The sequence below is a fragment of the Thermococcus thioreducens genome, from assembly GCF_002214545.1.
Lineage (GTDB): Archaea > Methanobacteriota_B > Thermococci > Thermococcales > Thermococcaceae > Thermococcus > Thermococcus thioreducens.
This window is the reverse complement of record NZ_CP015105.1, coordinates 326,863-350,101: the sequence shown is the minus strand read 5'-3', so window position 1 is coordinate 350,101 and position 23,239 is coordinate 326,863. Positions and strand designations below refer to the sequence as shown.

Annotated in this window: 27 protein-coding genes; 16 read left to right on the top strand and 11 right to left on the bottom strand. The window is 53.2% G+C overall.

What is annotated here, in order from left to right:
* Window position 1: 1 nt before the first annotated feature.
* The 4 genes from A3L14_RS01780 (at window position 2) to A3L14_RS01765 (ending at window position 4,079) form a co-directional block, all read left to right on the top strand.
* On the top strand, window positions 2–1,150 hold the full coding sequence (locus A3L14_RS01780; protein WP_074631452.1) for a hypothetical protein: 1,149 nt from the start codon (window positions 2–4) through the stop codon (window positions 1,148–1,150).
* 152 nt (window positions 1,151–1,302) lie between these two features.
* Window positions 1,303–2,295, top strand: coding sequence for a hypothetical protein (locus A3L14_RS01775; RefSeq protein WP_143597820.1), 993 nt, complete (start codon window positions 1,303–1,305; stop codon window positions 2,293–2,295).
* Between the two features lie 54 nt (window positions 2,296–2,349).
* Window positions 2,350–2,988, top strand: coding sequence for a DUF432 domain-containing protein (locus tag A3L14_RS01770; protein WP_055429159.1), 639 nt, complete (start codon window positions 2,350–2,352; stop codon window positions 2,986–2,988).
* A 2-nt stretch (window positions 2,989–2,990) separates the two neighbouring features.
* Window positions 2,991–4,079, top strand: a complete 1,089-nt coding sequence (locus A3L14_RS01765) for a mechanosensitive ion channel family protein (RefSeq protein ID WP_055429160.1) — start codon at window positions 2,991–2,993, stop codon at window positions 4,077–4,079.
* Here A3L14_RS01765 and A3L14_RS01760 read toward each other — a convergent pair.
* The 4 genes from A3L14_RS01760 to A3L14_RS01745 form a co-directional block, all read right to left on the bottom strand.
* The gene (locus A3L14_RS01760; protein ID WP_055429161.1) at window positions 4,076–5,404 is read right to left on the bottom strand and encodes an RsmB/NOP family class I SAM-dependent RNA methyltransferase; all 1,329 of its coding nucleotides are present in this window, start codon (window positions 5,402–5,404) and stop codon (window positions 4,076–4,078) included. The two genes, A3L14_RS01765 and A3L14_RS01760, sit on opposite strands and share 4 nt — an antisense overlap.
* A 26-nt stretch (window positions 5,405–5,430) precedes the next feature.
* Window positions 5,431–7,173, bottom strand: a complete 1,743-nt coding sequence (locus tag A3L14_RS01755; RefSeq protein WP_143597821.1) for a hypothetical protein — start codon at window positions 7,171–7,173, stop codon at window positions 5,431–5,433.
* A 23-nt stretch (window positions 7,174–7,196) separates the two neighbouring features.
* Window positions 7,197–8,150 (bottom strand): hypothetical protein, encoded by a 954-nt coding sequence (locus A3L14_RS01750; protein WP_055429163.1) that lies wholly within the window; start codon window positions 8,148–8,150, stop codon window positions 7,197–7,199.
* A 61-nt stretch (window positions 8,151–8,211) separates the two neighbouring features.
* Window positions 8,212–8,823: an METTL5 family protein gene (locus A3L14_RS01745; RefSeq protein ID WP_055429164.1), complete on the bottom strand. Its 612-nt coding sequence runs from the start codon at window positions 8,821–8,823 to the stop codon at window positions 8,212–8,214.
* A gap of 61 nt (window positions 8,824–8,884) precedes the next feature.
* On the opposite strand from A3L14_RS01745, the gene A3L14_RS01740 reads away from it, so the two are divergent.
* The 3 genes from A3L14_RS01740 to A3L14_RS01730 are packed head-to-tail and all read left to right on the top strand — an operon-like array spanning window position 8,885 to window position 10,807.
* Window positions 8,885–10,246, top strand: a complete 1,362-nt coding sequence (locus A3L14_RS01740; RefSeq protein WP_232473387.1) for an ATPase domain-containing protein — start codon at window positions 8,885–8,887, stop codon at window positions 10,244–10,246.
* Window positions 10,239–10,535 (top strand): NitrOD5 domain-containing protein, encoded by a 297-nt coding sequence (locus A3L14_RS01735; RefSeq protein ID WP_055429165.1) that lies wholly within the window; start codon window positions 10,239–10,241, stop codon window positions 10,533–10,535. Before A3L14_RS01740 ends, A3L14_RS01735 begins: the two co-directional genes overlap by 8 nt.
* 2 nt (window positions 10,536–10,537) lie before the next feature.
* Window positions 10,538–10,807 (top strand): hypothetical protein, encoded by a 270-nt coding sequence (locus tag A3L14_RS01730; RefSeq protein ID WP_055429166.1) that lies wholly within the window; start codon window positions 10,538–10,540, stop codon window positions 10,805–10,807.
* Here A3L14_RS01730 and dph2 read toward each other — a convergent pair.
* The gene (gene dph2 / locus A3L14_RS01725) at window positions 10,800–11,822 is read right to left on the bottom strand and encodes a diphthamide biosynthesis enzyme Dph2 (protein WP_055429167.1); all 1,023 of its coding nucleotides are present in this window, start codon (window positions 11,820–11,822) and stop codon (window positions 10,800–10,802) included. The genes A3L14_RS01730 and dph2 overlap by 8 nt on opposite strands.
* A 169-nt stretch (window positions 11,823–11,991) precedes the next feature.
* Here dph2 and A3L14_RS01720 point away from each other — a divergent pair, with 169 nt between their 5' ends.
* The 6 genes from A3L14_RS01720 (at window position 11,992) to A3L14_RS01695 (ending at window position 15,647) form a co-directional block, all read left to right on the top strand.
* Window positions 11,992–12,579 carry a YiiX/YebB-like N1pC/P60 family cysteine hydrolase gene (locus A3L14_RS01720; RefSeq protein WP_074631456.1) on the top strand — a complete coding sequence of 196 codons (588 nt, stop codon included), beginning with the start codon at window positions 11,992–11,994 and terminating at the stop codon, window positions 12,577–12,579.
* An 87-nt stretch (window positions 12,580–12,666) separates the two neighbouring features.
* Window positions 12,667–13,002, top strand: coding sequence for a heavy metal-binding domain-containing protein (locus A3L14_RS01715; RefSeq protein WP_055429168.1), 336 nt, complete (start codon window positions 12,667–12,669; stop codon window positions 13,000–13,002).
* Between the two features lie 2 nt (window positions 13,003–13,004).
* Window positions 13,005–13,709 (top strand): hypothetical protein, encoded by a 705-nt coding sequence (locus A3L14_RS01710; protein ID WP_055429169.1) that lies wholly within the window; start codon window positions 13,005–13,007, stop codon window positions 13,707–13,709.
* Window positions 13,710–13,714: 5 nt separating this feature from the next.
* On the top strand, window positions 13,715–14,074 hold the full coding sequence (locus A3L14_RS01705) for a PadR family transcriptional regulator (RefSeq protein WP_055429170.1): 360 nt from the start codon (window positions 13,715–13,717) through the stop codon (window positions 14,072–14,074).
* A complete protein-coding gene (locus A3L14_RS01700; RefSeq protein ID WP_055429171.1) occupies window positions 14,071–14,871 on the top strand; it encodes an SdpI family protein in 801 nt (266 codons plus the stop codon). The genes A3L14_RS01705 and A3L14_RS01700 overlap by 4 nt, the downstream gene beginning before the upstream one ends.
* 35 nt (window positions 14,872–14,906) lie before the next feature.
* Window positions 14,907–15,647, top strand: coding sequence for a hypothetical protein (locus A3L14_RS01695; RefSeq protein WP_055429172.1), 741 nt, complete (start codon window positions 14,907–14,909; stop codon window positions 15,645–15,647).
* On the opposite strand, the gene A3L14_RS01690 is transcribed toward A3L14_RS01695, so the two are convergent.
* From A3L14_RS01690 to A3L14_RS01680, 3 genes are read right to left on the bottom strand one after another with little or no spacing between them, the layout of a single operon-like run.
* On the bottom strand, window positions 15,644–16,036 hold the full coding sequence (locus tag A3L14_RS01690) for a sigma factor-like helix-turn-helix DNA-binding protein (RefSeq protein ID WP_055429173.1): 393 nt from the start codon (window positions 16,034–16,036) through the stop codon (window positions 15,644–15,646). The genes A3L14_RS01695 and A3L14_RS01690 overlap by 4 nt on opposite strands.
* A complete protein-coding gene (locus A3L14_RS01685; RefSeq protein WP_143597822.1) occupies window positions 16,020–16,796 on the bottom strand; it encodes a hypothetical protein in 777 nt (258 codons plus the stop codon). The genes A3L14_RS01690 and A3L14_RS01685 overlap by 17 nt, the downstream gene beginning before the upstream one ends.
* A 44-nt stretch (window positions 16,797–16,840) precedes the next feature.
* Entirely contained in the window at window positions 16,841–17,542 is a 702-nt protein-coding gene (locus A3L14_RS01680) for a hypothetical protein (RefSeq protein WP_055429175.1), read from the bottom strand.
* 200 nt (window positions 17,543–17,742) lie between these two features.
* On the opposite strand from A3L14_RS01680, the gene A3L14_RS01675 reads away from it, so the two are divergent.
* Window positions 17,743–18,537, top strand: coding sequence for a class I SAM-dependent methyltransferase (locus A3L14_RS01675; RefSeq protein ID WP_055429176.1), 795 nt, complete (start codon window positions 17,743–17,745; stop codon window positions 18,535–18,537).
* Here A3L14_RS01675 and A3L14_RS01670 read toward each other — a convergent pair.
* Together A3L14_RS01670 and A3L14_RS01665 are read right to left on the bottom strand one after the other, a co-directional pair.
* Entirely contained in the window at window positions 18,521–18,910 is a 390-nt protein-coding gene (locus A3L14_RS01670) for a multidrug transporter (RefSeq protein ID WP_232473385.1), read from the bottom strand. The genes A3L14_RS01675 and A3L14_RS01670 overlap by 17 nt on opposite strands.
* Before the next feature lie 239 nt (window positions 18,911–19,149).
* Window positions 19,150–19,944: a nitrilase gene (locus A3L14_RS01665; RefSeq protein ID WP_055429177.1), complete on the bottom strand. Its 795-nt coding sequence runs from the start codon at window positions 19,942–19,944 to the stop codon at window positions 19,150–19,152.
* 501 nt (window positions 19,945–20,445) lie between these two features.
* Between A3L14_RS01665 and A3L14_RS01660 the strand changes: the two genes are divergently transcribed.
* Together A3L14_RS01660 and A3L14_RS01655 are read left to right on the top strand one after the other, a co-directional pair.
* Complete coding sequence (locus A3L14_RS01660; protein WP_055429178.1) at window positions 20,446–21,093, top strand: metallophosphoesterase; 648 nt, start codon at window positions 20,446–20,448, stop codon at window positions 21,091–21,093.
* A gap of 103 nt (window positions 21,094–21,196) precedes the next feature.
* Window positions 21,197–21,538 (top strand): transcriptional regulator, encoded by a 342-nt coding sequence (locus tag A3L14_RS01655; protein WP_055429179.1) that lies wholly within the window; start codon window positions 21,197–21,199, stop codon window positions 21,536–21,538.
* Here A3L14_RS01655 and A3L14_RS01650 read toward each other — a convergent pair.
* Window positions 21,535–23,223 carry a DUF4910 domain-containing protein gene (locus tag A3L14_RS01650; protein WP_055429180.1) on the bottom strand — a complete coding sequence of 563 codons (1,689 nt, stop codon included), beginning with the start codon at window positions 23,221–23,223 and terminating at the stop codon, window positions 21,535–21,537. The two genes, A3L14_RS01655 and A3L14_RS01650, sit on opposite strands and share 4 nt — an antisense overlap.
* Window positions 23,224–23,239 lie beyond the last annotated feature (16 nt).

Sequence of the window (23,239 nt, the reverse complement as noted above, 5' to 3'; positions counted from 1 at the left end):
GATGAAACGTGTCGTAACGGCCGTGTTGGTATTGTTGCTCCTCGGAATGGTCGTCGCGAGCGGCTGTCTCGGGGGAGGTGGGGAGACCTCAACCACTCCCTCGTCCCCAACAACCACCCCGGGAACTTCTACCGAGGCTACATCACCGTCATCCGCCCCCAGCCCTTCAGCTCCCTCCGGGACAACCCCATCCCCGGTGACGGAAACCCAAACAACCGCGACCGAGACCAGCTCTGCCACTGAAACCGAAACCCAGACCCCTACTGAGGAAGCCTACTGGGAGAACCCATGGGAGTATGCCCCGATAAACATCAAAGGCGAGACATACTGGATAACCTACTACAAGTACCGCTACAAGATTCAGCCGGATCAGAACTCACAGATTTATGAATACGTCATAGAGAAGAGCGTTGATAAGACCACCGTCAACGTTTGCGGTATGGACATTATGGGGAACAAGAAAGATCTGGGTGAGCAGGAAGCTTACGCCTATAGAACCGTTGTTAACCCCATCAAAGCCGCGGGGCTTGACGATACCCTCACCATAACGGTCTGGTACCTCTCCAACATGAGCGATGCGTTCATCTATCCGTGGGACGTGTTGTGGTTCTCGTACATGTCCCCGACCGGAGCCGGAGACAACGTTTTTGTCGGCATCCAGTTCGACTACAAGGGACGGAGCTTCAGTGTCATGAACCCCGCCCCGTTCCAGAGCGGCCTCTTCCCGTGCTTTGATGGGGACATGACTCTGCCCGATGCTGTGAACGAAGACCTCGGATACCTTTACATGGGATGGGTTGCCCTCGTACATCTGGGATTCTGGTATGAGTGGAGCAACGTTAACGTTCTGGTTCCGCAGTCGGGCGTCTGGAGCGACGGAATGGGTCACACCTGGACATGGAGCACAAGCCCCGACGGCGTTACAAGCTACTCCGGATTCACCTTCAAGCTGGTCAACTACCAGTGGAAGTACGAAGGAACTGTGGAGGGCGTCAAGCTCCAGGGAGAAGGAAAATTCTCACCCGATCTGCCCCTGGTGATTGAGAGCGAAGGCTACTACTCCTACAAGGATCCAAACACAGGTCAGACAACTGTCGTTTACGGCTACCTGAAACTGGAAGACCTGAAGCTGGATAAAAACCTGCCCTGAGGCTCTTCTCCTCATTTCTTTTACCTGACTATGCAAATGTTTAAGTATTTCCCAGTTGTATTTGATGTAAGATAACTGGGAGTTGGGACAATATGAATGTCAAGACCAAGACTGTTTTTGCAATTTTTGTCGTTCTTTTGGTTTTTATAAACGTGAGCGGATGCTTGGGAGGAAGCGGGAGCACAACAACTCCTGCGACCTCGACCCAGGGGGAATACACGAGCACGGGCGAGACCACTGAAACGTACAGCGAAACCGGGACGGGAGAGGAAACGACCACCGCCACATCGGAATACGCCACCTGGGCCAACCCCTGGGACGCATCGAAGCCAGTCCGCATTGGGGACGGCGTTTACAGGATAACGTATCTTAAGTACAGCATCAAGGTCCGGCAGGCAGAGGGGACACCGGTTTATGAATACGAAGTCGAAAAGAGACGCGGCCCCGGCAAGGTCACAGTTTACGGAACCGAATGGGACATGCAGACTGGGGAGGCCAGGAAAGTCGAGCTGGGCGAGTACGATGCCTACGAGTACTATGGGAAGCTTATACCAATAAACGCAGATCAGCTCGATGCACCGGTGGAGTACTGGCTGTGGGGAACTCAGCCGCTGGAGTTCTATGAGGGCTTTTTCCTGTTCCCGATAGCCCAGACTTTTGGAATGGGCTATCCAGAGGTCATTGGATTCAAGATCAAGTACAAGGACAACGTCTACGAGGTTTACAATCCGAGCGCCGTTGGAAAGGACGACTATGACTTCTACATGAGCGAGGGTTTCAGTCTCGCTGACGTTCCGGACACTGACCTTACGTACACGGCATTCTTCGCGATGACGACGTTCGGCTTCTGGGGAGTGCTGGAGGAAGAAAACCTGATGACATCAACCGAGGGAAGCTACGGCTTCATGAACTACCAGTACAAATACAAAATAGAGCCACAAGGAACCACCAGCATAGGCGAAAAGACCTTCAAGACCGTGAGGGTTGAATGGTCATACATCGTTGGCGACGCAAGGGGCAACGGATGGGCGATAATAGCACCAAACCTGCCGGTTCCCCTAGAGGCAGAGGGGCTCTTCGTGGCAGGGGGAACAAACATATACTCCTATATGAAACTTGAAGACATCGGATTCGAGGAGGAGTGAATTCCTTCTCCCAATTTTAGACAACTTTAAATTTTCCTAGCCCTATTTCTATTCATGTTTGGAGAGCACGAGCTGAAGACCCAGTTCATCAAAATCCTGGACAAAAAAATTCACCTCGTTGAGAAACCCGGGGACACCGTTCTCTACAGACGTGATGAAGTGAGGGTTCTCATAAAGAGGAGTGAGAACGGACTGTTCGTCCTTCCGGCTCCAGCTGAGGGCTACGGCGTGAGGTTCCTGATGATAAAGCTCCAGGAGAAGATAGCGGTTCCCCCAAAGGACAGGCTCACCGGATACCTATCCGCCCCGATAGACATCACCGTCAGGAGCGGAGGGACAGAGATAGACCGCTTTGTCGTCGGGAGGGAGAAGTACGCGCTTTACGGAAGGATAACGTCCGGGGTCATAGCCAGGTACCACACCAGCGGATTCTACACGGAAGTCCCCGAGGCACCGGGTGTTGTAAAACTCATCATAAACAACCCCACCGGGGACTGGAAGCTGGTGGAGAAGGTCGTCATTCCGATAAAGGGAAGTGCCATGTTTTATTCAAAAGACAAAGCCTATTACCCCCTGGTTGTGCTCACAACGAGGGAGCCCTACGAGGTGAACAACACAGGCAATCCACCTGACGGAACCCTCGGGAAGACCCATGAGGCGGAGCCGATACCCAACTTCAGGATGAGGTGGTAGGTATGGCCAACGTCACACTGCCCTGGCTACCTCCCCTGCCGGTTGAACTGGCCGTTGAGGACATCCTCAAGGCGGCAGTGATAATTGTGGTTGCCCTTCTGGCTGGGAGGGTCATCAGAAAGCTCATCATCAGAAAGTCCAAAGAGACTTCCCTGAAATGGATAATAAACCAGGATACGGCTGACATACTCTTCAGGATGTTCGTCCTCGGGGGGGCGATCTGGGCGCTGTACGTTCTCGGGATAATGAACTACAGCATCGGGCCAACAACAGTCGGGAACATCGCCTTCGCCGCGGGGTTCTTCTACTTCACGTACCTGATAGCAAGGAAGTCCAGGGACTACATGATAGAGGGCTCCGGGGGAGAGCCCGGGCCCGACGTTGTTATCAGGGCCAAGCTGTTCTACTACGTCCTTGTAACCATCGCATTCTTTATGGCGCTGAGCTTTGCGGGGGTTAGCGCCCAGCTCAGCGCCCTCCTGGCGGCGGCGGGAATAACCGGTATCATCCTTGGTTTCTCGGCCCAGACAGTAGTTTCGAACTTTATCTCGGGAGTCTTCATGTACTTCGACAAGCCCCTCCAGATAGGGGACGCGGTTAAAGTCGGAGACGCAGGTGGAATCGTTGAGGACATAAGGATATTCTCCACAAGAATACGCTCCTGGGACGGGACGCTGATAAGGATACCGAACGAGAAGCTATTCAACAGCAACATCGTGAACCTGATGCGGCACCCCGTCAGGAGAGTGGACATCCAGGTCGGGATAGCCTACAGCACCGACGCCGACAGGGCGGTGGAGATAATCAAGGAGGTACTGGACGCCATCCCCCTGGTGCTCGCCGAGCCCGAACCGGCGGTGTACATAAGCGAGCTTTCCGACAGCGCTGTCGTGATAGCCATCAGGGCGTGGGCACCCAGCGAGAAGTGGTTCGATGTGAGAACCCGGATAGTGCTCGATGTCAAAAAGGCCCTCGACAGAGAAGGCATAGAGATACCGTTCCCGCAGAGGGTGAACTGGTTCGCCAACGATCTGAGGGTCAGAATCGAGGAACCCCCTGAGAAACCGGAGGGGAGCGGAGAGGGCACCTAATCCCCTCTCTTTTCTATCAACGCGTAGAAGAACCCTATAGTCTTATGCCTGTGGGGCCAGGCCCTCATCGTCCCCGGCAAGAAACCAGGGTCGTAGGGGCCGGTCAGGGGGATAAGCCCCGCATCGGGGTGCCTGCCCAGGAACCACTCCACAACGCCCTCGTTCTCCTCACGGAACATCGAGCACGTCGAGTAGAGTAACCTTCCACCAGGCTTCAGGAGCTTCCAGGCGCTCTCAAGGAGTTCTTTCTGAAGCTCCACTACCTTTGGGATGTTCTTCTCGCGGAGGCGCCACCTCAGCTCCGGGTTCTTGGCTATCGTCCCGTCGCTCGTGCACGGCGCATCGAGCATCACCCTATCGGCGATCCCCTCCCCAAGAATATCAGGGGCCTTCCTTCCGTCCGCTCTGAGTGTCTCGGCAATTTCAACGCCAGTACGCCTGAGAACCTCATTCATGCGCTTTATTCTGGCTTTATCAACATCGAAGGCGTAGATTTTCCCCTCGTTTTTCATCAGCTCCGCCATGTGGGCTGTCTTGCCACCGGGAGCAGCTGCCAGGTCGACGACGGTCTCGCTGGGCTTCGGAGCCAGTACAAGCGATGCGACGGCAGCAGCCTCCTCCTGGGCTACGGCGAAGCCCTTGTTGAAGAGCCATTCCGGGTTGAAGGGGTCAAGAATCCTGATGACGGTCTCTACCCGCTCGCTCCTCTCGAAGCGGACGCTCTTTTTTCTCAGATAGTGCTCAACGTCCTCAACGCTTGCCTTCAGGAGGTTGACCCTGATGCTCGTGGGCAGGGTCTCGTTGAGTGCCTTGAGGAGCTCCTCGGCCTCGTCCCCCACCAGCCCCCTCATCTTCACTATGAACCACTCCGGGAACAGGTAGTCCCATTTCAGCCGCTTTTCCTCCGTATCGATAACAGGGACGTATTCGAAAACCTTCGGGAGGAAGTCGTAGTAGTAATAGCCGACGTAGGGGTGCGTCCTCTTCGACAGAAACCGGGCAAGGCCCCTAAGGTGCCCCCGGGTTTTTTCGCTGGGATCCCTGAAAACCGCAATCTCAACGGCCACCCTGAGGGTAGCCCTCAGCCAGGGGTCGAGTACCAGCGGGGAAACTCCAACAAGCTCCTCGATAACCTCATCTATCAGCCCGAGCCTCCTCTGGATGGAGTAAAATATCCCCGTCAGCTTGGAGTTCTCCCAGCCGTTGATTTTGTACTTCGCGAAGGCCTTCCTCTTCGCCTGCTGGCTCGGCTTTACCTCCTCGCCGAGCTTCACGGCCTCAATAAGTGCATACAGCTGTCTGTCACTGAGCTTGAGCTTTCCCAAATTGTCTCCCCCCGTGTGAGCTGGAGTCACGCAGTTTTGAACCTTTCCATGACCCTTCTCGCAACCTTACGTATCTCATCGTCGTCCGAGTTAATGAGGCCCTCAAGAATTGGCAGGAAGCTTTCCCTGTCTATTTCGGGGCGTATCCCCCACATCGTTACCGCATCGAGAACCATGAGGGCAGAGAACTGAAGTTCATGGTTTGAAAGAGCCCCCTTCAGGAACCTCAGTACTCTAGACACCGCCTCCTCGTCCCAGGTGTAGATAAAGTAGTAGCTGAAGAACTCCAGCGCAGGAACTGGATGCTCCGGGAGCAGGGAGAGCATCTTTTCAAGGATATCTTGCCTGCCGCCTTTTGAGGCAAGGATTGCAAGAATTTTTGCTCCCTTGTTCCTCTCCCAGGGGTTTCCGGAATCGGCCACGTCAAAGAACGTAGGTATCAGGGGATACAGCAATTCAAATTCTCCATTGTTCATCCTGTTTACAAGCCTTGAGAGTGTCCAAAGGGCGTTCGACCTCTTTCCAGGGTCTCCCGAACGGAGGAACCTCTCAATCTCCCGAACGGAATCCGGCCGCGAGCGGAGGATATCCAGCAACGCCTCGGCGTCCCCCTCCTCTATCACCCTCTCAAGGGAGGGTATGGATTCTACGTCGGAAAACTTCTCCACAGTAATTCCGGCAGGTTTCCTCTGTCGTTCAGAGGGAGCTGGAGGCGAAAACTCCACAACTCCAGCAGAGCCACCTCTCGGGCCACCGACAACCTGAACCCTGGGGGTGAACTCCTCCACTCCCTCTTTTTCGAGGGTCTTTGAGAGCCACTTAATGAGAAATTCATCGCCGAGTGAAATGGCCAGATCCATCGCCGTGGAGTATTCTCCGTTCAGCACAAGCCTGTGAAGGGTGTTCTTAGCCTCTTCTGGCCTGGAGCGGTAGTAATTATAGAGCGCCTCCTCACCCATACGGGCCAGTCTTTTTGCCTTTGAGCGGATAAAGAAATCATCACTGCGGGCGACAATCCTTTTAACCCTCGAAAGAACCCGGGGAAGAACTTTCATGGCATCCTCCGGAACCCCCCTCTGAAGTGCCTCCGCGAGCACATCAAGGACGAAGTCCACCAGTATGTCATCATCGCTCAAAAGGAGTTCCGATGCCCCCTCAAGGAGCGTTTTAAAGCTTTTAGGGTCTCCTGTAAACACAAAGATGTTGAGCAGAAGCCTGAGCCCCATTCCCTTCAAACGGGGATTGTCACTGGAAATCAGCCAGGCGACTTTGGAGCGAACCGCAGGAGAAGGCTGGGCAACTGTTAGCTTCGTAACCAGCTCGGCCATTTCAATGGAAGCAAACTCCATTCCAGGGTCTTTTACCAGCTCAACCAGGATATCCACCAGCTTCAGAAACTCCTCCTTCCTCAGGGGAAATCCCTCCACCAGTGCAGAGAGGACCTTCAGGGATTTCGTTACAAGGCGGGGTTCTTTTGACTTCAGTGCAGAAATTATTGCATCAAAACCTTCGTTGATTACAAGAAGCTTTGTTTCCCCGTCCTCTCCCTTCAAAACCTCGTAGAGGGCAAGCAGCGCTCTAACCTTTGTATTCACGTCATCCTCCCTAACCAAGTCCAAGAGCATCAGGAGGACGTCGCTGTCTTCCATAGCCAGCCTGACGGCCTCCTTTATCTGCCACGAGAGCACCAGTTCGCGCAGTTCATCTTTAGATAGGACGGCCCCTCCGGACGGCACAATGTGTAGTATAGTCAACTTTACATATATCACTTTCGCCCCTTTGTTATCCGGAGTTAGGGCGTCCTGGAAGGCATAAGTAGCTCCATTAACTTTGGATCGGGATCACCACTCTCGCCTGTCCACAGGCTCAAAAGGAGCGAAGTTCCGCCGAGTATCAATGCAAGGTGCAGGGCCTCTTCAACGTGCCTGCCAAGGAGAAGTTCTTTTATTACCTCCAGTGCCTCCTCAGTTCTAGAGCGGTAGTATGAAAACAGCACCCTCTCGACTTCAGTTCTCACACTAGAAGCCCTGGAACGGACAAGAACACTCTCGGCCCCGTTTTCAAGGCCCTTAAGAACGTGCAAGAATCTTACGAGATGCTTCATCATATCGGGAGAGAGATGGAACGCAAGGACTTCCTCCAGAAAATCCAGCCCTGCCTCAATGAGCAGGACGTTACTGCTGGTCAGAAGGTCAGTAATGCACCCCAGCACCACTTTGCCCTTCCCATCAAGGCTTCCCGAATTGAGGAGGAGGCGCATACCAAGTGTCCGCAGGTATATGTTGTCCGCATTAAGGAGTCCATCTATCTTAGCCCCCACCCTCCAGCTTAAGGGGGGCATTTGGAGTTTACGGAACAGCTCCAAGAGCGAGAGGTATATGAAGGTGTCCCCCCTTTCCGCCACCGGAACCGAGGCTTCTATCAGCGTTAGAAGTCTGTTCTCGTCTATCTGCACCCCCTCAAGAAGCCTGAGAAGAACCTCCAGAGTTCTTGAGACAATCCTGCCGTCTTCATCGCCCAGAAGAGTCACTAAGCGGTTAAAACCTTTTTTCAACACTACGGACTTTATCTTGCCGTCAGGATCTCCGAGGAGTTTTCCGATGGCTGTGAGTGCCCGCAAACGGGTGGTTGTGTCTTCGTCCCCCAGAAGCCCGAGGAGAGATTCAACCACGTATTCATCTCCATTTGCAATGTTTATTATATCCATCGCCCGCCAGGACATCACTAGCTCCCTAATTTGATCCATGGGCCTCACCCCTCATTATACCCACGAGATATTGAACTTCATCCAATATATTGTTTTCGCTTTACACACGTTGGAACCTGTACACGTCGACGGGTATCCTTTCCAGCCTCTTCCGGTGAAAGAAGAACTGAGCCGGAATCTCAAAAGAAAGAGTTACTCTGTGTGTTATTGAAAAATTGAAGTCCCTCACAAAGGCTTCGATAAAGCGTCTGACCTCTGGCTTGGCAAGGTGTATGGAGTAAACAACGTCGCTTACCTCGAAGGCCTTTATCAAAAACGGCCTGTCCGCGTGGGGGTTCTGGCTGCCGAAGGGCGGGTTCATGACGACCGTGTCGACTTTCTCCGAAAAATCTGACACATCCCCGTGAAAGACATCAACGCAGTCCAGCAGGTCGAGGGATTCCAAGTTCCCAAGAAGAACCTCCACAGCATCACCGTCAACCTCAACCGCGTAAACCCTCTCCGCCCCAAGGAGACAGGCCCCGGCCGAGAGAACCCCTGTCCCTGCACCGAGGTCGGCCACGATTTTGTCCCCTATGTCCCCCTGCGAGTACGCCAGCCAGAGCAGCTCTGCCGCAACGTCCCCCGGCGTCCTGTACTGCTCAAGCTCGGGCTTTGGGTTTCTGAAGCCGCCCAGCCTCGAAAGGGCAATGGCGAGGTGCTTTTTTTTCACATTATCCCCCTTCCAAAATTCTAACGAAATGTATTTATATTTTTACTGCAATAATATCCCCATGGGAGAAAAAATGGGGCTAATAGCCACCGGCATACCCAGTCTTGACAAGGCCCTTGCTGGAGGTTTCTCCAAGGGAACCAGCATTTTAATAGCGGGAAACCCCGGGACAGGAAAAACCCACCTGGCAATCCATATTCTCTACAACAATCTGCAGAAGGGTCTAAAGGGTGCGTACGTCTCTTTTGCTGAAAGCAAAAAACAATTTTACAAAAATGCCCTGGAAAGCGGTGTAGATTTTCGGGAAATGGAAAAACAGGGGCTCTTTAGGTTTTACGATATGTTAACAATGCCAAGGGAGGAGATGAAAGAATTCATTGACTTCCTTATCCGGGATCTGATAGAATGGCAACCGGAGATAGTAGTTTTTGACTCAGTAACCGTTGTGGGCCAGATCTTTGGAGAGGTCATGCTGAGGTCTTTCCTCCATTCGATTATAGGTAGAATCGTTAATGCCCTGGATGTCCTGGCCATACTAATAGGTGAGATACCCTACGGGGAAAAAAGGGTGGGTTTTGGCGTTGAGGAGTTCGTCGTAGATGGAGTAATAGTCCTTGAAATGGAACGGAAAGGCGAGGTCATAAAAAGGTACCTGACAATACCAAAAATGCGGGGCAGACGGATAGTGAAAAGCGCCTACGAGTATATAATCACCAATGAGGGCATTGATGTCCTTTCAGTCCCGGAACTGGAATTTACCAAAAGGAGCATAGACACCAGTGAGCGGTTTGAGACGGGCATGCCCGTACTCGATGACCTGATCGGCGGAGGACTATACAAAGGCAGTATTACGATGATAACAGGGCCCACCGGCAGTGGCAAAACGATACTGGCCCTCACGATAGCATCCAACATGGCCAAAAAGGGTAAAAACGTGCTCTACATAACCTTCGAGGAGTCAATTGGCGCAATACAGGAAGCCATGACCAAGCTGGGGCTCACAGGCAATATTAAAATCGTGGCCATGGTTCCGGAAGCGAAGACCCCCGTTCAGTATTACGCGACAATAAGAAAGTTATTGGATGAAACATCGTCAGATGTCCTAGTCATAGATTCCCTGTCTGCCATGAAAAGCCACATGGATGAGAGGGATTTTATAAAGGCCCTGAGATACCTCCAGCTGTTGACCAAGGAAAGGGGAATTACGTTTATCCTGACTCACACGTCTAGGAGCGCCGAGGGGTTTATTTCTACAGGGTTCAGCACATTAATGGATACGATAATAGTACTCGATTACCAGCTGCCCAAACACCCGGGGGAATCCATGGAACGCCGCATACTTGTGCTCAAGTCAAGGCATTCTGAACACAAACCATTGCTCAAAGAGTTCTACATAGGTGAAGGGGGTGTTATAATTGAGTAGCATCAAGATAACCCCCGCATTTGTGGCCGTTACAACCCATGAAATCCTCCAGAAGTTGGGGAAACCTTTTGAAGCCACAATTAACACATACCTTCTTTCTAAATACGGGAAGGGCATAGAAATCATAGAAGACAATCCCCGCACTTTTTACACTGCTCTCAAAGAGCTTTTTGGAGAGTTCGCGGCGAGAGTCTTCATCTACGACCTCATAAAAGAACTAGACATTCCAATTAAATCAACCGATATCGAGGATATGATAACGGCCTTGGAGGGGTATCTCGGTGAATAGGTATGGCCGAAGAGGTACTCAAAACTCTCCGAAGAAAGCACAGCTTTTTGAGTGCAATGATCGAATGTGTTGAATACGCCATGAAAGAGCTTGAAGAACAGGGAGACCCCGAAAGTATATACACGACATTAACAACTTTTCTCGGCGAGTTTCCAACTAAAAAGTTGATACAAGATTTGGCAAATGAAAATGGCATCAGAGTGCGGGTAAGAACGCGGGAGGATGCCCTAAACGTTCTGAGGAGCCTTGAAAGGAGCGGTAGAGCTACCTGACACTCACTCCAAGAGGCTCATCGAATTTTCGTTCAGCCCCGAGTATCTCATCGAAAGCGTAGTCCTCGCGGAGGCCAAGCAGTACCTCCACCTCGGCCGGCGTCAGCACGGGCTTCCTCCAGTTCTCGTAGTCGTCTATAGGCACTCGGGGACAGGCAACGACGACGTAAGCATCGAAGTCGAAGCCTTCCAAAGCCGGGTAGTTAATGTGGTTCATGGCTATGAGCCTCGCGTATTTCCCGTGCTCCCGGAGGAGGTTGACGATGCGCTTCGCCTCAGCCAAGCGAAGCTGGCCCTTTTTGGTGCTGGTTACTACGCCGAACTTTTGAGCGTCCATGGCCTTTGCTATCTGAGCCCAGCGCTTCCTTATGAGTCTCTCAGACTCCCGGTCCATCCACATAGCATCGCCGGAGTAGGGGTTGACCGCCAAGGTCGGTTTACCCGTCGCGACCGCAACGCCGAGGGGGTGGAAATAGCCGGCGCCGATGAAGAGAACTCCTTCCGCATCAACCTTTGCCGCCGTAAAGTTACATCCGAGAACCTGGCCGGGCCAAGAAACGCGGGAGTCGCCCTTTCCGATTAGGACCTCAAAGCCTTTCCCTTCCAGGAACTCCTTCGCCCTTCTGAGCTGGTGAATGTGCTGGGCCGTCGTGACGAGGGCTATCCTCTTCCCGAGCTTTCGGACTTCCCCCAGATTCTTCTCCAGGGCCGGAACAACGTCCACCCCGGCAAAGGCCGGGATAAATATCGTGGGAACCTCCAGATGGAGGCGCATGTAGCTGTGACCGAGGTGTATCAGTGCGTCGCAGCCGAGTAGCTTTGCTTCCCTATCGGCCGGATCGCAGGCGCCGTAGTTTATGTCCCCGCTTATTATTGCCTCGATCCCGTTCTCCTCAAGGAAGTCGGCCAGAGACTGGGCCTCTCTCTTCAGCCCCTCAGGTGTCTGGATGAGTACCCGCTCAGCGTTGAGCTCTCGAAGGGTTTTCAGTATCTCGCGGCTCGAAACTTCGTGCATTGAACCCACCAACAAATGTTGGAAGGAACCCTTTAAATCATCACCGATTCGCAGAAGTGTACAGTGTTTTAGTGAACGTAAAAATACATTATATGCCACAAACGTGCAACCGAAATCTTTATTAAACATTAATGCACTAAATTTTTTCAATATTTTGGAGGTGTTCCGAATGAAAACGGCCGCTCCAATAGTTGCCCTGTTGATACTCGCGACAATGTTGAATCCGGTTGCAGCATCCGGCAGTCTGGGCGGTTCAAACTACTACCACCCATACCCAACCGGAATAGTGCCCGGAGACATCGTCATAGGACACAACCCATTGAGCAGCATCGTAATCCCAGGCTACTGGACGCACACAGGGATCATAGCCTACTATGACTACTACGCAAACGACTGGGTTGTCGTTGAGGCATGGGATGACCCAAGTGCGGTCAGACTTGTTTATCTCTCAGACTTCCTCAGGAGGTACGACACGGTTGCGGTTCTGCGCGTTGCCACCACCGACTACGTAAGGCAGAACGCGGTTTCCTTCGCCCTCCAACAGCTGGGCAAGCCCTACGACTGGGGCTGGTGGACGAAGCAGGTCTACGGTGACAGCTACTACTGCTCAGAGCTTGTGTGGGCATCCTACATAGCCGCCGGCGGACCGGATATAGATGCAAACCCCGGCTTCAGCTGGAAGTACCTCAACGGAGTCGCGCCGCAGGAGGTCTACGACGACGGTGACACCTACGTGATATACTACCACTCGGCCTGATTCTTCTCCATTCTTTTTCCGGACAGAAATCCTTAAATATTCTAAAGCAGATAATACCTCGAAGTTCGATGCATCGGGGTGGTGGGTATGGATGAGTTCATCATAACGACCACCGAGAAAATTCCGGGGTATAGGGTGGTCGAGGTCAGAGGCCTTGCCAGGGGTGGCATAGTCAGGGCAACCCACGTCGGGAGGGACATAATGGCATTCTTCAAGAACCTGAAGGGCGGTGAAGTGCAGGAGTACACCCAGATGCTGGCAGAGGCCAGGGAGGAGGCGCTGAGGAGGATGAGGCTCCACGCGGAGGACATGGGGGCCAATGCCGTCATAGGGGTCCGCTTCATGACTTCAGCTGTTGCCTCGGGCATGGCTGAGATATACGCCTACGGTACGGCGGTGGTCGTTGAAAAGCTGGAGGAGTGAGCATGTACCTCCTTCCGTTCCCCATACTCGGCGGACTGCTGGCATGGGCAACGCTGTACTTCCTCGGCTTCGAAAAGCAGAGGTGGGGCGAGTTTCTCTTAGGCTTAGCGGCCTTCTTCATTGCGATGATAATCCAGAATCCCCTCCAGCAGCTCCCGCTCCTCGGAATGGGGATAAAGTCCAACGCAGACGTCATAGCCAGGGGGACGGCCTTCGTCGTGGGTGTCTCGATATGGTTCGGACTCATCGCCGGCATAGTTCAGGAGGGGGCAAAATACCTCCTGGTAAAGGGGAAGAGTCTGAACACCGGCCTGTTCATGGGGCTGGGCTTCGGAGTAACGGAGGTCTTCCTCATAGCCGGGGCGGCCCTCGCCGGAGCTATGGCGACCGGAAAACCGCTCGACGTACCGTTAAGCACGGCGCTCCTCTCAATGGTGGAGCGCTACTTCGTGGTGCTCTTCCACGTTGGGACAGGGATATACCTGGCCTATACTTACAGCGAAGGCTACGGGAAGGAGGGACTCCTCGCCATGATAGGTATTCATACCCTCATCGATTCCCTGGCAGCTTATTACCAGCTCACGAAAAGCGAGCCGGTCATGTACGCGGTAGAGTTTATAACCGCCCTCGCCGCACTGGGGCTGCTCTATTACATGATTCCAAAGGCAAAGGTCGAGCTCCCGAAGGAAGAGGAAGCCCTGTGGTGAGCGACGTGCTGGTTGACAGAAAGGAGAAAGCCCTCAAGAAGCTGAGAAAAGACCTCCGCTCTGGGCTCTACTCGTACCTGGTGCTCCTGCTCCTGGAGAGGGAGGAAGAGCTCCACGGCTACGCGATACGGAAGAGGTTAATCGAACTCAGCGACGGCAGAATCGTGCCCAGTGAAGGGGCCCTGTACGACATCCTCAAGAGCCTGAAAAAGACCGGGCTGGTTCAGGACACCTGGGCCGAGGTTGGCGGAAGGCCGAGGAAGTACTACTCCCTGACGAAGCTGGGCAGGGAAGTCCTGAGCGAGCTGAGGATGGAGATAGGGGCGATAATGGAGACGCTTGAGAGGATGGAGATGGGAAAATGATGAGTCCCGAGGTAACCTTTGGGCTTTTCATCTCAGCCACCATGTTTCTGGCCGGATTCCTGACGTACCTCTACAGGGACAGGCCCAACCACGCGATAGGGGTGAGGATAGGCTACACCTACCTCTCGGAGGAAGCCTGGAGAGACGCAAACACTTTCGCAGGAAAGGCCTTCATGGTACTCGGCGTTTTCCTGGGGATTCTCGGCTTAACGGGGAACATCATTATCCTGATCGTGGTGATGCTCATAGGGGTCTCGATAATAACCTGGAGGAGCTACGCCATAGCAAAGGAAACCTTTGAGCGCGAGACCATCTCAACCCCAGCTGAGGGGAAGCCAAAGCCCCTTGAAAGGGTGGACGTCAAGCCCTATCTGGTGGTTCAGCTGACTCTCCTCTTCTCGTACCTGCTTCTTCTCTGGGTGAGCTGGGAGAAAATGCCCGAGATCATAGCAACTCACTTTAATGCCCAGGGAATCGCCGACCGCTTCGAGCCTAAGTCGGTCGGAGCTTTCCTAATACCCCTCGGTGCTTTCCTGTTCCTTATTGGGTTAACTTACCTCGGCCGTGATCCCGTGGCCCTGAGGATTCCCAGGGGGAACACAAAGACAGCGAAGATAGTTCTGGAGCTGTTGACGGCCCTCCAGTTCATAATGTGGGGTGCGTTCGTCTATTCAATCCTTTACAACGCGTACTCCTTCAGCTCGCCGGTGTTGCTTGAGGCCATCGTCATTGGTGGTGTGGGGTTCATAGTCATTGAGACTATCAGGTTAATAAAGACCGTGAGATGGGGAGTTTGACAAAACCATGTGGAATGGCCGGTGGTGGGATTAGGGTGAACGGGTATGATCTCCTCAGAGTCCTCTGGGCGACCTTCCTGGGCCTCGGTATAATCGCCATGGGGATCCTTACATTTACCTCGAAAGGTGAGCCTGGAATAGGGTTCAGGATAGGCTACACCTACCTCTCCGAGCGCGCGAGGAGGAAATCCAACCGCGTTTCAGGAATCGGGACGGTTCTCACCGGGTTTCTTCTAATAATCCTCTCCCCGTTTCTGAGCTTCCCACGGCTTGCCGCCCTACTGCTCCTGGGCATCGGAACAACCATGCTCCTCGCCTATCTGACTGCAAAGCGCGAGTACGAGCTTGAGGAGTTCTCGGAGGGAGCCCCTGAGAAACCTGGAAAGGCAATAAAAACCCCAAATTTAAAAGGGTACATCGCCCTCCAGGCCGCCTTTCTGGCCATCTTCGCTGGCCTTTGTATAGCTGGAAGAGTTCCCCGGGAAACCGCCATCGTTATCGGCGGGGCGCTCCTCCTGCTCCTCGCACTGACGTTTTTAGTTTCCCGGCCGCTGGTTTTCCAGCTGGCGCCCGGCTTCTCTGGGATTATGGCGCGGAAGTTCGCAAGGGCGCTGACCCTCGTCTCGGGATTGACAACGGCAGAGATGGCCTTAGCGGCACTCGGCTATGAACCCGGGCCGCTTGGTGTCGTCTTGCTTATTATGGCCTCGCTCGGCGTTATCTTCTATGCCGCTTTCATCGCCCTAACGGGAGCCTACGAGGAGGGCTACTATTAACTCTCAAGGGCCTTTATCAGCTCTTCCCGTTCGGGTTTTCTTATTATCCCCATCTCAACTGCGTGCTCAATCACATACTCCGGCAGATCCTCTCCGAAGAATGCCCTTATCCCCTTCCCAGGGAAGTAGAAGGCGTAAACTCTAACGTTTTTATCTAAGCATTTTCCCCTCGCGACCATGAAGCCCTTCTCCGCGTTGACCCTTATCACCTCGAAGCCAAACACTCCGGCGATGCCAAAGAAGGCCTCAAAGAGCTTCACCCGCGCGTCCTTCAAAGCTTTATTGACAGCCTGACGTGAGACACCGAGGGCCTCGGCTATCTCGACCTCTCTCATCCCCTTGGCCCTCATCAGCCAGACCCGCTCCATGCCCTCAGGAAGTCGAAGCATTTTTCATGGCCTCCCTAATGATTTTCAGGGCCTCCCTTGCTCGCCTGGATGAAAGGAGGTAAGCCTTTCCTTCCGCGACCACCATGATCAGGCCATCATCGGAAAATCCCCTGATGATAAACCATATCAAAAGCACAAAAAACATCCCGGGGATTAAGGTTTTGGGGCCAAGTTTTATGAGGGGCACCACTAAGAGAAAGACTGCACAGCAAAGCGCCCCCACCTGGAGAGGAGTTCTCCAGCTCCTCGGAAGTGTTAAGGAAAGGAAGAAGACCATGAAAAGCGCCGCCACGAAAACGTCCACGTACAATCTCAGTCCCCCCTCAGCCCCTCCCAAAACAGTCAGGTCAAGGAGGGCCCAGAGAGCAACAATGAACCACGTGAAAGTGTATGCCTTGAAGTATTTCACAACCCTTCCCTTTTCCAGTCCTGAGAGCATGGCAACCTCTTCGATTGAGCTGAGGTCTATCCTCTGCCGTATTAATCCGAAGCCATAGAGGAGGACGAGATTTTTCCCTTCGATTTTAGCACCCATGCCGGTTGAAAATATCCAGAGGAATACAAAAACCGGTTGCAGGTAAACTCCCGTGAGTCGGGAGATGTAATCTGAGATGGAAATCCCTATAAGCCCTGCGGAGAACAGGAAAAGAGGCAGTCCTCTAACTGGAAAGGGGCCAGTTCCCTTAATCCACATGATAAATCCCCCAATATATTTGCCTCTTAAGCTCTTCAATGAACCCCTCGGCCTCTTTTTCATCATAGGTTGTGGGGAGAAAGACTCCCCATACTATAGAGGGATAATGTCTAAGCGCCATCTGCACCACCCAGTGCCTTTATGACCCTTTCAGCGTCGTGACAGCCTATCAGGAACCTGCCATTCTCCACTAGAACCTCAACGTACTCCATCGAGACCCAGGAAAGGACAAACCAGAAACCTATTAAGGAGGTAAAAAGCGAGAGCCCGAACCACTGGAACTCCATCCCCGAGGCCGCGAATGGCGCTGAAAGGGCCCAGGGAAGAAGGAGTGCAAGCAGGAAAAGCCTCCCCATCCTTTCTTTTAGAGTCCTTACCGGGAACGCCAGCGTTATCCAGTAGAGAACGAGCCAGTAAGCAACGAAGGGAAGGACCAGAAAACCCTTAACGCCGAAGAGCACGAAAGAGAGCAGCATGAAGAAGAACGGGACCAGCAAAGAGTTTGCAAGGTCTTTCCAAAGCGTTCCTAGTTTGAGTTCTCCGACGTTCTTGACCTCAAGCACCTCGCCGGCGTTAACGCGGAGGATGCCAAAACCGTAGACCAAGGTCAGCCCCTTCTCCGAAACCTCAACCTTCCAGCCGGAAGATACCCCAAAGAGGAAGGCACTCGCGAGCAGAAGCGCGAAGTATCCAGCTGGGCCATAGTTCTCCATAACCCACCCGACTGAGGACAGCAGGGCAACGGCAACAAAACGGAGGAAGAGCGCGATCCCCGGTGCGGAAAGGGGCCACGCTCCCCTAAGCCTCACCACTGCCAACTACCCCCATTAGCCTTTTCATCTCCTTCCGCGATGAGAGGACGAGGGAGTAAGTGCCCTCTTCAATTGAGGTAATTCCCTCGCAGTTCCGGTTCTCATGTACTTCGCCTTTGTCAACCTATGTAAGTTGACAAAATATTTAAGTCTTTCGATGGGTTTAAATAATTTCACACATTCTTCATCGTGGTGATGGCATGTCCCTGGAGGAGCTGTACAGGTACGCGAGGGGATATATGGAGCCGGGCAACGAGGGGGCGAGAAAAAGGTTCATGGAACTGTCGGAGTTCTTTGAAAAGCTGAAGCTCCCCAGAGGTGGAAGGATCCTTGACCTCTGCGCTGGCACGGGAATAGCCGGAAGCGCGGCAGCAAAGGCAACGAATGCCAAAAAGCTAACCCTGCTTGACCTCAGGGCCGAAGATCTGGAGAGAGTCCGAGAATGGCTCGAATTCGCAGGCCTGGGAATTGTCCCGACAAAGGTTCGCGGGGACGTGAGAGAAGCAGCAGAACTTATTGAGGAGCACGAGGTCGCGCTTCTCTTCGGCAACACCATGATACACTTCGATCCCTTCGACGCGGTCAGGATATTCGCCAACGTAGCCTTGACATTGACCGAGGACGGTGTTTTCATTGTAGAAGACACCGACAGGGTTTACAGGATATTATACAGCATCGGCTACAAGGAATTCTTCGTCGAGAGTAAGGGAGAAAACCACACCCTCGCCTCCGTCCACGAGGGATACGACGTCAGAAGGGGGACGTTCAAAAGAGCCTACTACCTACTGCCTGGCTTCAGAAAGGTGGGGGAGTTCGACTTCCACCACTGGGACCTGGCGACACAGCTGGCGATCGGGCGGATATTCTTCGGTGAGGCTAGGCTCATAAGACCGGGGGAGCACGGATTCACGCGCGTGGGAGACGTCCTCTATTTTAAACACCCGAGAAAAGACGTTGCAGAGCTTGTCCTAAGTGACTTCAGCGCTCCGCTCTAAACCTCATTTCTATTTCCTGGCTAACGTTGCCGTTTTTGATGACGAGGTAGTAGTTTCCGTCGGAGACATTGAAATCAAGGTTGACCTCGGTGACGTTTTCCCAGCTGAGAACGACGTTATCTCCGTCAACATCCTCAAAGTAGCCAGACTTCGAGACGATAACATAGGCCGAAAACGGGTTCTTGGCTGTTATCTGGCCGCGTATATGTGAATTCGCCGGAAGAAGCTCAGCCTGGACGTTGTGGGGCCCAAAAATGCCTTTCTGGTATGAATAGTCTGCAGGGAACATCTCGGCATTGACCACTAGTCCAATCACGAGGGCAACCGCAACGGGCGCAACCAAAAGGATGTACTTCCTTTTTCTCGCCATCATCTAGCATCTACTGCCCTAGTTCTTAAAATACTTTCGGAAGAGGACACAGAACCGGGAACAGAGCCCCTCGGGGCGAGTTTTATGGGGATTTTCCAACGGACAGTGCATTCCATTGGATGTTATTGGATGCTGCCCTTCAAATATTGGCAACATTACAACACGGTTGGTAATGGCGCAGGATTGGAGCAAAAAAGATGCAAACACTCCAAAATACAAAGAAATGGATAGGATGGATATTATCACAGCGAGTAGAACTCAGGTCGTCTGTCCCTGAAGACATCGTTGATGTCATTGAGCCGCTTGTCCCTCGCGAGCGAGAGGTCGACCTCGACAACGGCAACCTCCTCCTTATCCTCGCTTCCCAGGGCCAAGACCTCAGCCCTCGGGGAGGCTATTGTGCTCTTACCTATGAAGCGCAGACCTCTCTCCTCACCGATCCTATTGGCGGTTATCGTGTAAACACGGTTCTCCAGGGCCCTTATCGGCATCGCCCTCGGGGCGTAGGGCATGACGAGGTTGCTGGGGTGGGCTATGATGTCGGCCCCTTTGAGGGCAAGGGTTCTCGCGCTTTCAGGGAAGAACCAGTCGAAGCATATCATCACCCCAACTTTGGCTATGCCGATGTTGAAGACGTGGAAGCCGAGGTTGCCCGGCTCGAAGAAGAGCTTCTCGCGGTAGAACAGGTGGACCTTGCGGTACTTGCCTATGTATCCGCTACCTATCGGGCCCGTCATCACGGCGGAGTTATAGAGCCTGCCCTTCTCATCCTTTTCAGCGGTTCCGGCCACGATGAAGACCCCCAGCTCGTTCGAAAGCTCCATGAGGAAGCGGGTCGTGGGGCCGTCCGGAATCTGACCTGCAACCTCTTCAACCTCGCTCCTGCTCTCGAAGTTGTACCCTGTGTCAAAGAGCTCCGGTAAAACCACGAGTTTGGCTCCCTTATCCACAGCCTCACGAACCATCTCCTCCGCCTTCGAGTAGTTAACCTCGGGCTCAAGGAGGGCCGGCTCCATCTGGACATATGCCACTTTCATACTACCACCGTTCAAAGTTGTCTCCAGAATAGATAAGATTAGCGGAGGCGTGTCTCGCATTTATCTGGGTCTTTATGAATGGTTTACCCAGAATCCTGTATCCAACATTGAATTGCAATATCAACAGTAACGCATTCATACAAAAATAGGATTTACAGAGCAAGATATGGATAAAAAGCCGTTAAAATTCTGGAAATTTTTGAGGGCGGGAAGCCGCTGTCTTCGGAGGTTTGTGCCCCACTGGGGCGTTGATACACCGTTTCGACGGTTCAAAGGTAACCGACACTCTCTCACGGAAAAGCTTAAAAAGGAACCGCTGGAGCTAAGGCTGGAGAGAAAAGTCAGGGGTGATGATCATGAAGAGGCGCCCAAGGAAGTGGAAGAAGAAAGGAAGGATGAGGTGGAAGTGGATCAAGAAGAGGATTAGGCGCTTGAAGAGGCAGCGCAGGAAGGAGCGCGGGCTGATCTGATGCTCTTTCCCCATTTTTGCCCGGTGGTTCCATGTACTCTTTTGAAGCCTTCGAGCGGCTCTCAATGGAGATCGAAACTTCCCGGGGGAGGACTCTTCTAATAGCGGACCCTCACATCGGCTTTGAGCTCTCAAGGGGGTTAAGGGTACGGACTCACTTTGAGGAGAGGCTCGCGGAGTTCATAGCCGAAAAAGACCCCGACCTGCTGATCCTTCTCGGTGACATCAAGGAACCGATAGGGCTGAGCTTCACGATGAAGCGCCTCCTTATGGGCTTTTTCTCAGACCTTCGGGGAACACCCACTATAATCACCAAGGGAAACCACGACGGCAGGATAGAGGAGATAGCCGAAAAGTTTCCCAACGTTGAGGTCGCTGAGCACTCGCTTATAGACGGGTTCCTCTTCCTCCACGGGCATAGGAACCTGCCAGAGGTCGAGTTTTCCGAAGGCTACCTGGGGCACATACACCCCGCGTATACATTCAAAAGGGGCGGGACATCCAGGAAAACGAAGGTCTTCTTCCGCGTGGGCAGGTTTCTCATCCTCCCCACGATCAACCCCTTCATCGAGGGCTTTGATGTGAGGCAGGGAATAAAGATGGTGCCTTTCCTGAAGGATTTTAGGGAGGGGGAGGCTTTCCTGCCGGAGGGAATTTACTTGGGGCGTATTTCACTCTAGGGCAATAGAGAGTCGTTATAACATTCGCGGACAGGCAAAGTTTATTAAGGTTATGAAGATAATACTTCATAGGTGGGATAAAAGTATATCAGGTGACCTGAAGATGAGCGACGTCTACGAGAGGCTTGAGGCACTGCTGCGCTCACTTGGCGTTAAGAAGACGGAGCTGAGGATATACCGTCTCCTGCTTGAAAAGAGTGAGCCCATGAGGATAACCGAGATACAGAGGGAACTAGGCATAAGCGAGCGCTCGGTTAGGGAGCACGTGCTCAGCCTCTACCGCAAGGGGATACTCAGAAGAAAGCTCATTGAACAGGGCTGGCTGGGCTACGTTTATACAGCCGTTTCACCGAGCGAGGTTCTTGAACACATCAAGGAGAGCTTGATAAAGAGGATAAACGAAATCGAAAAGGAGCTCAAAAGCACATCCAAGCAGAGAAACTAGAGCCTCTCTATAACCCCTATCTCCTCCAGAAGGTCCAGGAGTCTTTCGAGCTTTTCTTCTTCAACCTCCCCGAACTCTTCCCGCAGGGAGCGCATTGCTTCTTCCTTTGGAAGGAGCTCGCCGAGCATCAGGAGCTCGTGGAGGTGCACGAGCATCTTCCTGTCCCTGGTAAGCTCCTTGAATTCTCCATGGACATTCTCATCGATGCTCTTTATGAGCTCACCCGAGATCCTGCCCTTCCGCACCCACCGCATCCACGGCTTTCTCTCAAAGGGGTGACCGCTCTCGATGCCAAGGAACCTGGAATCCCTGGCCAGACCCATCATCACCAGCTTTTCTGCGTTTTCCGTGTCCCTCTCCATGGAGAGTTCGCCGAGGTACTTCATGGCGTAGCCGCGTGCAAAGCGCCCGAGTTCATCCCCAGTTGCCTTGGCAAGGGCCAGGGCGGTGGCCAGAACTGCTTTACCGATGATCTCTATGCTGGTCTTGCTCACCTTTTCAACGGTGTCCTCGCTGGAGTGGTAGAAGCGGTCGGGCCAAGTAATGGGCATCACTGAGGGGATTCCAAAGAAGTTGAAGACATCGTGGTCGCTGCCCATCTCGTAGGGATAGCTCTTGAGCTTTAAGCGCGGCATCGGGCTTCCCGAGAAGCTCTTTCCTTTCCCATTGGCCAGCTCCAGGAAGTACTCAAGAACCCCAGAAACCACCGAAAACCTCGACAGCGGAGTTCTTACAAGCATTATCGTTGAGCCGGCCCGGTCCTCGCTTCCCCCCACCATATCGAGGTTTATAACGGCGTAGTATTTTTCAAGCTCGGCGTATCTCTCCACGAAGGCCTGCGTGCCGTAGTACTCCGGGATCCAGAGGAAGGCAAAGCCGAAGCGGAAGGAGTCGTCGTAGAGCCGGCTGAGAACCCTCGCCAGCTCCATGAGCATCGCGCTTCCGCTGGCGTTGTCGTTGGCACCGGGCTTCGGATGGCAGATGTGGGCGGTGAAGAGGATGAACGGCTCCTTTCCAATCTCGGCATAGAGGATCGGCAGAACCTGGTGCTCGTTTATCTGGGCTTCAACCTCGACCCTGGCCTCAACTCTCTCCCCGGCGTTGAGCTTCCCCATTATGCCTCTGGCCAGACTTTCGGGAATGGCAACGGCGGGAATCTTTGCCCATTCGAGGTCATCTTTGGTAAGAAACAGGCCGATGTAGGGTATGGCTTCCCCGGTTCCTTCGCGGTAAGCGATGAAGCCCACCGCTCCGGCCTCGTTGGCCTTCCTATAGGCGTCGCGCCACTCCTTCCCAACCAGGACTATCTTTCCTCCGGCGTTCTCCCAGTCCTCCTCGCGGACTATGTGAACCACTTCGCCCTCGGCCTTTCCGCTTGGTGAGTGGGCCATGACGACGAGGGGACTTTGAGAGGTCGTCAGGGTTTTATCCAGAACCTCGACCTTTCCGTGCACCAGATCCCAGGCTATGGGGGACTTGAGGGTCAGGAACCAGCTTTTGCCGTCGTAGAATTCCTCGTAAAGCCCCGCGTTGATCCCCCATATCCTGAGCTCTTCCCTGATAAAGCGAACCGCCTCGGGGAGTTCTTTTGAGCCCTGTATCCTGTGGAACTGGCTTATCTCGGCTATGTAGTGGAGAACGTTTGAGGAATCAAAAACCTCGGCTTCCTTTAAAAAGCGCTTCATGGTTATCCCCAAGGAT